This is a genomic window from Jiulongibacter sediminis (assembly GCF_001306455.1).
Lineage (GTDB): Bacteria > Bacteroidota > Bacteroidia > Cytophagales > Spirosomataceae > Jiulongibacter > Jiulongibacter sediminis.
Genome location: NZ_LGTQ01000006.1, coordinates 422665 through 434872, shown reverse-complemented (window position 1 = coordinate 434872; position 12208 = coordinate 422665). Strand labels below are relative to the sequence as shown.

The following is a 12208-nucleotide window of genomic DNA, read 5'->3' as shown; positions in this document are numbered from 1 at the left end:
CTACTGTTTTTCCCTTGACAAATTGGTAACAAAAACACTAAGCAGGTAAATCACCAAAACCGTAAAAAGAAGGCTGCTGAAGATTTTAAGAAGCGTATTGAGAAACAAGTGAGTACCCCCTGCCTCAATGAAAAACAAGGCTAGATGATGTATAAATGTCATCGCTGCAATGTAGGCAAGATAACGCTGATGACCCAGCTGAGCCAACCGAACGTTAATCTCGTTTTCTATACCTCGCGATGGGAAGAAGCTTTTCAGAATAGATTTTCGAAGAAAACCTATAAGAGTACAGGCCGCCGCATGAACACCAGCGGTATTATAGAACAAATCTACAAATAAACCTATGGCAAAACTGATGAGAATTACCCAAAGCGTGTCTGTTTCTCCGGGCAACCAAAGAATTATAACCAGATAGATAAAGCAAAAGGCTACATCAAATAAGACAAGATTTCTGGCGAACAGTACCTGGAGCGTCAGGTAAAGGACAAAGACTAACGATGCTTTTATGATATCCTGACTACTCATTTTCTAAGGCCTCCTCTTCCAAACTTTGCTGCTCAGATGACAGCCTGTTTTGAACTACATAAACATAAGTCAAGCCTCCGAAATCAGTTGCCAGTTTAACACTAATCTCATGAAAAGCTCCATTTGTCGGAGTAATTACCTCTGACACATTACCAACAAGTATATTAGGAGGGAAAATAAGGTTTTGCGAAGAGGTAACCACGCTGTCACCTACAGCAACGGGTTTAAACTTATCCACCGTATTCATCTCAACCAAACTTCTGGACTCTCCCGGCCAAACGCATAAACCAAGGGCAGTCTCATTGTTCTCAACCAACTTCTTATTCACCACCTCAGAAGAAACTCTAAAATCACTGTGCAGAATTGAATAAACAACTGAAAAATGATCGCTACATGATTTTACCTGACCAATGACGCCTTTTGGACCAATGACGCCCATGCCCGGCTCTATTCCATCCAGAGTTCCTTTATCGATGGTTACATAATTCTTTGTTCTGGCAGTAGTACTGTTGACGACTTTAGCAATTTTAAACTCAAAGCGGTCAGCGTAAAGCGAATCTGCCTCATAGAAATAGGACGGACGGGTTTCAGAAGATTGCTGATACGCCGTCATCATCTCTCTCAAAACGGCATTTTCAGCAGCTAAACTTTGATTCTCATCTTTGAGATGAAGGTATTCTTTAGCACCGTATGATAGCTCCATGGTCCTGGAAGCCACGGCATTGCTTGAATTGAATAAGGTGACATCCCACTGGACATTATTCTTCTTAATCAGATAAAAACTGACCAATTCAAGAAACAGGAAAAGTAAAAAGTACTTGGCTCGGTTTAGCAGGCCTAGTAATTGAGACATAGGCTAAACGTTTCTAATTAGTGCACCAATACAGCCTGGAATTTCTCCAGATTTTTAAGAACCTCCCCAGTACCACGAACCACCGCTTTCAACGGATCTTCAGCCACGTGAATTGGCAGCTTGGTTTTGATCTCTAAACGCTTATCCAGTCCGTGAAGAAGGGCTCCACCACCGGTCAAATAAATACCGTTTTCGTAGATATCAGAAGAAAGTTCAGGCGGCGACATTTCAAGTGCACGCATGATAGCTTCTTCAATTTTTGAGATTGATTTATCCAAAGCATAAGCAATCTCGCTGTAAGTCACTTTGATCTCCTTAGGAATACCCGTCATCAAATCACGACCTCTGATTTCGATGTCAGCAGGAGCATCTTCGAGGTCAGGCAAGGCAGCACCTACCTGTATTTTGATGGATTCAGCAGAACGCTCACCTATCAGAAGGTTGTGTTCTCTACGCATATAATCCACGATATCTCTGGTGAACAAATCACCCGCAATTCTTACCGATGCTTCACAAACGATACCTGAAAGAGCGATTACAGCAATCTCAGTTGTACCACCTCCGATATCAACAATCATTGAACCGTTTGGCTGCTCAATATCAATACCGATACCTATTGCGGCAGCAATAGGCTCATGAACCATATACACCTCTTTAGCACCTGCATGCTCAGCAGAATCTTTTACCGCTCTCTTCTCAACCTCCGTAATACCCGAAGGGATACAAATTACCATTCGGTGCGATGGAGAAAAAAACCAGCTTCTTCCGGTATTGATCATCTTGATCATCCCTCTGATCATCAGCTCGGCAGCCGTAAAATCAGCTATCACACCATCTTTCAATGGCCTGATCGTTTTAATATTTTCATTGGTTTTTTCATGCATCTGCATGGCCTTATGACCAATAGCCAGCACTTTACCAGAAACTTTATCCAAAGCAATGATGGATGGTTCGTCTACTACGATTTTGTCGTTGTGGATAATCAGGGTATTGGCTGTACCCAAATCTATAGCGATGTCGCTTGTAAGAAAGCTGAAGATTCCTGCCATTAGAAGTGTAAGGTCTTTAAAAATGAGATAATGGCTGCAAATTTACGATTATTATTCGCAAAATTTTCTTCTAAAACTCATTTTTCTTGGCGAATAATCATTGCCCTTCTGACAATGATTTTCGGAATATTTAAAGCTCTAAATCAACCTGTTATGAGTTTGAAGCCCTCGCCATGCAGATTCAGAATTTGCAGATTGGAATCGGCTTTGAGATGTTTTCTCAATTTTGTGATGTAAACGTCCATGGAGCGGGCATTAAAATACGAATCATCACCCCAGATTAGCTTAAGTGCCAGGCTTCGGCTTACAGGTTTGTTCAGGTTTTGACAAAATAGCTTCAGCAACTCCGATTCTTTCGTTGTCAGCTTCTGACCTTCACCATTTAAGAACAATTTGTGCGATGTGGTGTCAAACTTATACTCGCCAATCTGAAACTCAGCGGGAATTGTCTCTTTCTCTTGTTTGTGAATCCGTCTGAAAATAGCCGCAATTCTCATCAGTAGCTCCTCCATGCTAAAGGGCTTTGTGATATAGTCGTCTGCCCCACTTTTAAACCCCTGAATAGTATCTTCTTTCATTGACTTGGCAGTAAGAAAGATAATGGGCACTTCAGGGTCTTTTAGTCTGATCTCTTTTGCCAGTGAAAATCCATCTTTCTTTGGCATCATGACATCCAGAATACACATATCAAAAGACCCTTTGGTCAAAAAGAAATCAAGGCCTTCGTTACCGTCAACGGCTAGTTCGACATCGTAGTTTTTAGCTTTCAGGTATTCCTGTAAAAGCATGCCAAGGTTAGGGTCGTCTTCGGTGAGTAAAATTCTGAGTTGTTTTTCCATGTAAGAGGCTTATGCGTTTTGAGGATAATTAAAGTTGAGTTCAAAAAGTGTACCTTTTCCCAGACTACTCTGAACCTCAATCGTCCCCCCGTGCAGGTTCACCATCTTTTTGACATAGCTCAGCCCCAGTCCAAAACCTTTCACATCATGGACATTTCCTGTAGAAACACGATAGAACTTTTCGAATATTCGGTTTAATTCATCTTTACTCATACCAAGGCCCCTATCTTCCACACTAATTTTCAGTCCCATCGGGGTATTTTCAGTTGCCACTCTGATTTGAGGCTTTTCGGGCGAGTACTTATTTGCATTATCAATGAGATTGTAGATAATGTTTGTCATGTGTACCTCGTCAGCATCCAGAACCGGATCTTTAGCATTCAAATCCATCACTAACTCACCTCCTTTCTGTTCTACCTGAACGCCAAGGTTTTGAACCACCTGGTCAATCACTTCATGCAGATTTACTTCCGTCAAGTTGAGCTTCACCTGTCCTTTATCAAGAAGGGCCATCTGAAGGACTTTCTCTACCTGACCAGCAAGCCTGCTATTCTCATCTTTGATAATATTGAGGTATTTGTCAGGATTTTTCTGAATGTCTTTGTCACGCATCACATCAACCGCCAAAGAGATTGTAGAAATAGGCGTTTTGAATTCGTGCGTCATATTATTGATAAAATCATTTTTGATTAGCGAAACCTTCTTCTGATTCATCATTGTATTCACCGAAGCAAAGAATATTCCCCCGATCATCAGAATCAGAAAGCCCGAAGTACCGAACACTGTCCACATATTAGACATCAGGAAATCCTCTTTTTCAGGAAAGTATAAATACAGATGCTGGTTGTGATTGACGGCGTCATTTGGAAATAATTTGACATTGTAGGCGTCGTCAATTAAAGCGGGATTATCATTGATCACATAGGACGCAAAAACCATTAAGCCTTTATCTTTTACTCCATACTCAAAGGGTATTTTAATTCCCCTATTTACCAATTCAGCCTTTAGAAGGGTGTCCAGCATTTCGGCATTCAGCCGTTCATGAATATCCCGTTGCCCCTGAAGAAAATCAGTAAATACATCTTTAACCAGAGCCGCCTTATTTTGAGTCTTCTGGAGTTCTTCACTGGTCTCATCCACCAACTCCTCTACCTCAACCCACTCGTATTCAGGCTCCTCATTTTTCTTCTTTTCCGCTCTGGCCTTTTGATCTGGCTTCTTTAACGTACCAACTGCTTTATTTGAAGTATCGGGCCGCCGGGTTCTTTGCTGAACAATACCAGAATTCGTAGAATCTGAAACTGCCCTGCCTGACGGAACTCTGGTTTCAACCAAAACAGGCGTACCATCCGCAGCCAGCACCCATTGGTAGTTATAGTTCGGTTGCTCAGCAACTCTATTCCTCTGAGGCATTAAAACCTCACCATTTGCTCTGATGGTTAGGCTAAGTTCATTGTCAATGATCGAAACGATCTCCTCAATCCCACGGTTTCGCAAGTTTAGCTCGCTTGCACGCTGGCCTAATTGCTGCCAGACCTGATTTTGCTCTTCCATCATCTTTTTGATAAACCGAAGACGATTTTCAGGAAGCAGACTTCTTTCGTCAACAAAAAAGTCATTGAAGGCTATACCCGGAGCAAAATCCTCATAACCCGGAACACCAAAGCCAGGCTGTGAAGTCATAAAAACTGAATCTGCAGACTGATGTTTAGGAGCTTCTTTTGGCTTAGAGGCAACCTCCGGAAACTGGGGCCTTGGCTGTTTCTGAGGTTTGGTATTTTCGGGTTTCTTCACCGGCACCCGTTTTTTAACTTTTTTAAGTACTTTTTGAGGTTCGGGCTTTTCACTCAATGCAGCCAGTGTCAGGTTTTCCTGTTGTTTTAACCGCTGTCTTGCCAGAAAAATAACCTCCTGTTTCTCAATTTTAGTTACCGCCTGATTCATAGCCTCCACTACCTTGCGGTCAAACTGCTCTCTCTTCACAGCTATGGCATTCTCAATCCAATACCACTGAAAAGCAATGAGAGCCAGGAGGGCCACAAGCATTAGAATGATAATGTTTCTGAAGTTCTTCATTTTCAACAAGAGAATACAACGACGAAATTACTTTATCAGCTTACATCATAACACCATTTAACACTTTTTAACCTAATTTCGAACAAAATGACAAAACAGCCATGCTCTATTTTTTCATCGTCTTTTTCAGCCTGACACTCTACTTTTTGTACTTCAAAAAGGTGGTTTTGCAGCGACCACCCTTTGGGTATCCGGAAGGAGAATATAGCTCATCCGGTAAGATAAAAATGCTTTGCCTGGGCGATAGCAACACTCATGGCAATATGAGTTACGACTGGGTGGGTCAGCTTAGAAAAGAGCTGCCTGATATTACCATATTGAATGGAGGCCGCAATGCAGACCTGACCTTCACCCTTTTAAAACGTTTAGAGGACAATCTCAAGTGCAACCCCGATTTGGTTACTTTACTCATCGGAACAAATGATGCCAATGCCCGTCTCAATAATCAAAACGAAAAAAGATACCGCGAATTGGGCAAAATTACTTCGGAAGAAATGCCCGACTTTGAAAATTTTAAAAAGAACTACATTTCAATAATTGACAAAATTCAAAATGACACGAAAGCTAAAATTGCTTTGATTTCTTTACCACTGATAACAGAAGATTTGAATCACCCCGGAAATAGTATCACTGAAGAATACAGCCGGTTTATTCAAGAGACTGCCAACCAAAAGAATTTAGACTTTCTTGATTTCAGAACCCGGCAGAAGCAGTTTTTACACGAACACTCTGAGCCCAGATGGACCTATAAGAATTATCGCCTAATGATGGATTTTGCCACCCTTCTGAGAAACGTTTTCCGGTTAGATTGGGACCAAATTTCCAGAGCAGCAGGTACCGAGACCACTCCTGATTTTATACACTTAAATGACACATCCGGGCGAGAAATAGCACGTTTAGTATCAGAATGGAGTCGAAAATATATGACTCAATAGTACTGTATTGTACCCTAATACTTGTAATATTACGCTTTTAAATACCTAGATATAAACAGATGTTGATTTCAGCCGAGTCTCACCCCAAAGACCACAATTTCAAAGAAAAAGTAATTCAATTTGGAACAGGCGTACTCTTAAGAGGCCTTTGTGACTACCTGATTGACAAAGCCAATAAGAAGGGAATGTTTCGTGGGAGTATTGTGGTGGTGAAATCAATGGGAAGCAACGTTTCCGACTTCAGCGATCAGGACAACCAATACACTTGCTGCGTCAGAGGTATTCTGAACGGAGATACCGTTAATGATAATACTATTGTTTCTTCCATCAGCAGGGTTCTTACTGCACAAAATGATTGGGAAGCTATTTTAGAGACTGCAAAAAGCCCTGAAATGCAGGTGGTCATCAGCAACACAACAGAAGTAGGTCTTCAGTACCATGCTGAAGATCCTAACAGCACAGCTGCCCCTGAATCTTATCCCGGTAAGCTTACAGCGTGGCTGAAGGCTCGTTATGAGGCGGGCTTAGGCGGAGTTGTTATTATTCCGACTGAGCTTATTGTAGATAACGGACGAGTACTAAAAGATTTAGTAATGCGTCAAATTCAGGAGCAAAAATTGGATCAGAGTTTTGCAAACTGGGTTGAAAATGAAAATGAATTCTGCAGCTCATTGGTAGACCGCATTGTGCCAGGTAAACCGGACGGCGAAGAACTAGAGCAGCTTTATAAAGAAATAGGGTACGAAGATAATTTATTGATAAAGGCGGAGGCCTATAAATTATGGGCTATTGAAGGTGGTGAAAAAGTAAGAGATATTCTGACTTTTGCGGATGCCGACAAGGGTGTGGTTATCGATAAGAATATTACGCAATACCGCGAGCTTAAATTAAGAATGCTAAATGCTCCGCATACCTTAATGTGTGCTCTATGTTATCTGGCCGGTTTTGAAACTGTTAAAGAGGCATTGAATGACGAACTAATGGAGAAATTCATTACCATCTTAATGCTGACAGAGCTTGCCCCTGCTATGCCTGGCGAAATCGACCAAAAAGTGGTGCAGCGTTATGGTCGAGACATCATTGACCGGTTCAGAAATCCTTATCTTGATCACCAGTGGCATAGTATTACTTTCCAGTATACCATGAAACTCAAAATGAGAGCCGTCCCACTTTTGATGAACTACTACGACGTATTTGGTACCGTACCGCATTACTTCTCCCGTGGGTTTGCAGCATACTTATTATTCATGAAAGCCGTCAAAGAAAAAGATGGCAAATACTACGGTGAGCTTAACGGAAATGAATATGTCATTAACGATGATCAGGCAGCCTGGTATTTTGAAAAATGGCAAAGCAGTGATGCTAAAACACTCACTCATGAAGCTCTTTCAAATGAGGATTTCTGGGAGATAGACCTGACACACCTGGAAGGCTTTGAAGATAGTGTGGCAACACACCTATCTAATATGATGAGCATTGGTGTCAAAGCCGTCGCTTCTGCTTTAAACGTATTTGCCTAACCGGCTTTATATTTTTTTGAATACAAACTCCTCAATTATCATTGAGGAGTTTTTTATGCCGTTTCTACAAATAAAAAGGTATCGGACAGATCAAAGCTTTTCGGCTTCAATTACCCGATACCCGTTTCAGTAAGGTTGAATAAATGATTAAACAAAGCTACCTCTTAGGTAGAGATATGCCCAACTCCTTTCACGCCAAATTCTGATACTTAAATGACCAAAAAAGCTAAGTTTTTGGAGGAATTGTACAATTCCAAGAGGTCAAAATCAACCCTCAAAAAAAATACAAAAAATTTCAGACTCTTTCTTGGAAGAACCAAAACAAGCCTACATCTTTGCAATCCCAAAACGAAGGGAGTTTAGCTCAGTTGGTTCAGAGCATCTGCCTTACAAGCAGAGGGTCGGGGGTTCGAATCCCTCAACTCCCACTAAAGCCTCAGAGAAATCTGAGGCTTTTTTCATTGATCGTATTTGAAAACAAGCACAGGGTCGCGGGCTGGAACGCCAGTCCCATCGAAGCCCTCAACTCCCACTAAAGCCTCAGAGAAATCTGGGGCTTTTTTCATTGATCGTATTTGAAAACAAGCACAGGGTCGCGGGCTGGAACGCCAGTCCCATCGAAGCCCTCAACTCCCACAAAAAAAGCAGAGAAATCTGAGGCTTTTTTCATTGATCTTATTTGAAAACAAGCAGAGGATCGCGGGCTGGAACGCCAGTCCGATCGAAGCGAGACGTCGTACCCCCCTCAAATCCCACAAAAAAAGCAGAGCCTCTCACGAAACCCTGCTTTTGAAAATACATAAATTCTAAAGACCTTATGCCTTGTCTATTTCAACTACCCAGTCGTTTTGTTCTACAACTGTACCTTCATTTAGCTGAACCGATGCAATCACACCAGCGAACGGTGCCGCAACAATAGATTCCATCTTCATGGCTTCAATGATGAACAGAGGTGTGTTCTTTTGAACTTCATCTCCTTTCTTCACCAGAATTCTGGAAATTCTACCTTGAAGCGGAGCCCCAATATCGCCTTCTTTGCTCACCTTCTTATTCGTAGGTTTTACAACTTTCATTGAGCGATCTCTCACGTTAATACGACGTGTCTGACCATTCAGCTCAAAGCTTACAGAACGTTTCCCTTCTTCATCAGGCTCAGACATATGCAGGTACCTAACCAAAATAGTCTTCCCTTCTTCAATCTTTATTAAGATCTCCTCATTCGGGTGCAGACCATACCAGAAGGCTTGAGAAGGAATTATGCTTACATCACCAAACTTGGCTCTGTTTTCATGGAATTCTTCGTAAACCTTATCGTATAATTTATACGCCAGGAAGTCGAGGTAACCATCACTACCAGGGAAGTCTTTTTCAAATTGCTTAAACTCAGCCTCAAGATCAATTGGCTCCATGTGAGCGTTTGGTCTTTCTGTGTATGGCTCGATATCCTTCAAAATAATCTTTTGAAGCTCTTTTGGGAATCCTCCGGGAGGCTGACCTAGGTCACCTCTAAAGAAGCCTTTTACAGACTCAGGGAAACTAATGGTATCACCTTTCTTGAAAATATCTTCTTCATTCAGGTCATTTGATGTCATGAACAGAGCCATATCACCAACTACTTTGGAAGACGGTGTAACTTTAACGATATCACCAAACATCTTATTGACTACATGATAATTATGCTTCAAATCATCAAACTTGTCTCCGAGACCTAAAGAGATAGCCTGAGACTTCAGGTTGGAGTATTGACCGCCTGGCATTTCATGCTCATAAACCTCTGCTGAACCAGATTTTAAACCAGACTCAAACGGAGCATACATAGCTCTTACATCTTCCCAGTAGTTACTATACTGGTTTAGTCTAGAAAGGTCTAGCTCACATTCTCTTTCGTGCCCTTTAAGCATGGCTGCTACAGAGTTAAAGTTTGGCTGCGAAGTCAAACCGGAAAGCCCACCAAGTGCACAGTCAATGACATCAATACCGCTATCTACAGATTTCAGATAAGTAGCCGCCTGTATAGAAGAAGTATCATGCGTATGCAAATGAACCGGCAGATCTACCGCTTTTTTCAATTCTCTTACCAGTACCTCTGCAGCATTTGGCTTAAGAAGACCAGCCATATCTTTAATGGCAATAATATGTGCACCCTCGTCTTCTAGCTGTCGAGCCATATCCAGATAATACTCTAATGTGTATTTGGTCTGGTTAGGATCCATCATATCACCTGTGTAACAGATTGCCGCCTCTGCCAGTGAGTTTGTACGCTCACGTACAGTGCGAATACTCAGCTTCATGGATTCAATCCAGTTCAGTGAGTCAAATATTCTGAAGACGTCAATACCGTTTTCGGCTGACTTTTCGATAAAGCTCTCAACCAAGTTATCTGGGTAGGCGGTATAACCAACGGCATTTGAGCCTCTCAAAAGCATCTGAAGAAGCATATTTGGCATGGCCTCTCTGAAAGACTGAAGCCTTCTCCACGGGCTTTCATAAAGGAAACGCATAGCCACATCAAAAGTAGCCCCACCCCACACTTCCATGGAGAATAATTGAGGAAAGTCTTTGGCAAAACCTTCGGCTACCGCAAGCATATCCTGAGTTCTAACTCTTGTAGCTAGCAATGACTGATGACCATCTCTGAACGTTGTATCTGTAAATAAGACTTGCTTTTGATCTTTCACCCATTGAGCAAACTTCTCAGCACCCATAGAGTCAAGACGCTGCTTGTTGCCATCAGGATACTCCTGAAACGGCTCAATTAAAGGAACCTTGGGTTGAGGATAGTCGATTTTGTCAATCTTACCTAGTGTTCTGTTTCCATTCACAATTACATCTGCAATCAGACGCATTGCTTTTGTAGATCTGTCTTTGGGCTTAAATAAGTCAAGTAGTTCTGGGTGATTCTCAATGAAAGAAACCCTCGCCTTTCCTTGTTGGAACTCAGGGTGATTTATTACATTTCTTAAGAAAGGAATGTTGGTCTTTACACCTCTAATTCTGTATTCTACCAAAGTTCTGGCCAAGCGTTGTGAAGCACCCTTAAGTGTTCTGCCACGGGCCGTCACTTTAACGATCATAGAGTCGAAGAAAGGAGATATCTTCATGCCCGGATAGGCCGAACCTTCATCTAAACGAATGCCAAAGCCAGCGGCATTTCTATAAGCGATTAAGGTACCAAAGTCTGGCTTAAATCCATTAGCAGGATCTTCGGTGGTTACTCTACATTGGATAGCGTAACCTTTCAAAGGAACTTCATCTTGGTTATGGATATAAATGCCGTTGTCTGACAGTTTATAACCCATGGCGATCAACAACTGCGAACGAACGATATCTACACCTGTAACTTCCTCAGTAATGGTATGCTCTACCTGAATTCTCGGGTTTACTTCAATGAAGTAAACATTTTCCTGCTTATCTACCAGAAACTCTACAGTACCGGCGTTAGAATAACCTACCTGTTTACCAATCTTAATGGCATAGTCATAAAGCTTCTGACGAGTTTCCTGCTTCAAACCGAAAGAAGGAGCTACCTCCACTACTTTCTGGAATCTACGCTGAACGGAGCAGTCTCTTTCATACAGGTGAATAAGGTTACCATGTGTATCACCTAAGAGCTGCACTTCCAGGTGTTTTGGCTCTACCACAAACTTCTCTAAGAAAACATCATCATTGCCAAAGGCCGTTTTGGCTTCATTCTTAGCTTCTGAAAATGCTTTCGGAAACTCTTCTTCATTATTCACGATTCTCATACCACGGCCACCACCACCGGCTACCGCTTTCACGATCATCGGGAAACCGATTTCTTTTGCTCTCTCAAGAGCAAAATCTACATCAGGAATTTCTTTTCTGTAGTCCGGAATCAAAGGCACTCCAGCTTTGGTCGCCATATTTTTTGCGGCCTTCTTATCACCCAGCTGATCCATTGCTTCAGCCGTAGGACCTACAAAGATGATTCCCTCTTCATTACATCTTCTGACCAGTTGTACGTTTTCAGAAAGGAAACCGTATCCCGGGTGAATACCATCAATGTTCTTTTGCTTGGCAAGTTTGATAATACCTTCAATATCCAGGTAAGGTTTTAAAGGATCAGTCTCTGCACCAATCTGATAAGCCTCATCAGCTTTATATCTGTGTAGTGAATATCTATCTTCAAATGTGTAAAGTGCAACAGTGGTAATACCCAGCTCTGAAGCTGCCCGCATGATACGGATGGCGATTTCACCTCTATTCGCAATTAATAATCTTTTGATCGGTTTTACGTACTCCTTCATTTTCTATCGATTTCCTTTGTCTAAAAGGTATTAACTGTATAAAATCTCACCAATTTAGCCCTGCGAGGCACCTGAATCAATTTTTGAATAAATTATCTCAAACTATTCTTTGAATAATCCAATATGCATTGGGTTAATTTCAA

General features: G+C 41.8%; 8 protein-coding genes and 1 tRNA gene. 3 read left to right on the top strand and 6 right to left on the bottom strand.

Annotated features, from left to right (window positions below):
* The 5 genes from AFM12_RS07780 to AFM12_RS07760 all read right to left on the bottom strand — a co-directional run bounded on the left by AFM12_RS07780 (position 1) and on the right by AFM12_RS07760 (position 5342).
* On the bottom strand, positions 1-525 hold the full coding sequence (locus AFM12_RS07780; RefSeq protein ID WP_055146257.1) for a hypothetical protein: 525 nt from the start codon (positions 523-525) through the stop codon (positions 1-3).
* On the bottom strand, positions 518-1378 hold the full coding sequence (gene mreC, locus AFM12_RS07775) for a rod shape-determining protein MreC (protein WP_055146254.1): 861 nt from the start codon (positions 1376-1378) through the stop codon (positions 518-520). Before mreC ends, AFM12_RS07780 begins: the two co-directional genes overlap by 8 nt.
* A gap of 17 nt (positions 1379-1395) precedes the next feature.
* Complete coding sequence (locus tag AFM12_RS07770) at positions 1396-2427, bottom strand: rod shape-determining protein (RefSeq protein WP_055146252.1); 1032 nt, start codon at positions 2425-2427, stop codon at positions 1396-1398.
* Between the two features lie 143 nt (positions 2428-2570).
* Entirely contained in the window at positions 2571-3266 is a 696-nt protein-coding gene (locus AFM12_RS07765; protein WP_055146249.1) for a response regulator transcription factor, read from the bottom strand.
* A 9-nt stretch (positions 3267-3275) separates the two neighbouring features.
* Entirely contained in the window at positions 3276-5342 is a 2067-nt protein-coding gene (locus AFM12_RS07760; RefSeq protein WP_055146246.1) for a sensor histidine kinase, read from the bottom strand.
* 101 nt (positions 5343-5443) lie between these two features.
* On the opposite strand from AFM12_RS07760, the gene AFM12_RS07755 reads away from it, so the two are divergent.
* From AFM12_RS07755 to AFM12_RS07745, 3 genes are all read left to right on the top strand, one after another.
* Positions 5444-6277 (top strand): SGNH/GDSL hydrolase family protein, encoded by an 834-nt coding sequence (locus AFM12_RS07755; RefSeq protein WP_055146243.1) that lies wholly within the window; start codon positions 5444-5446, stop codon positions 6275-6277.
* Positions 6278-6336: 59 nt separating this feature from the next.
* Positions 6337-7797, top strand: coding sequence for a tagaturonate reductase (locus AFM12_RS07750; protein ID WP_055146241.1), 1461 nt, complete (start codon positions 6337-6339; stop codon positions 7795-7797).
* Positions 7798-8150: 353 nt separating this feature from the next.
* A tRNA-Val gene (locus tag AFM12_RS07745) sits at positions 8151-8225 on the top strand.
* 387 nt (positions 8226-8612) lie between these two features.
* On the opposite strand, the gene AFM12_RS07740 is transcribed toward AFM12_RS07745, so the two are convergent.
* Complete coding sequence (locus AFM12_RS07740) at positions 8613-12065, bottom strand: pyruvate carboxylase (protein ID WP_055146238.1); 3453 nt, start codon at positions 12063-12065, stop codon at positions 8613-8615.
* Between the last annotated feature and the right edge of the window lie 143 nt (positions 12066-12208).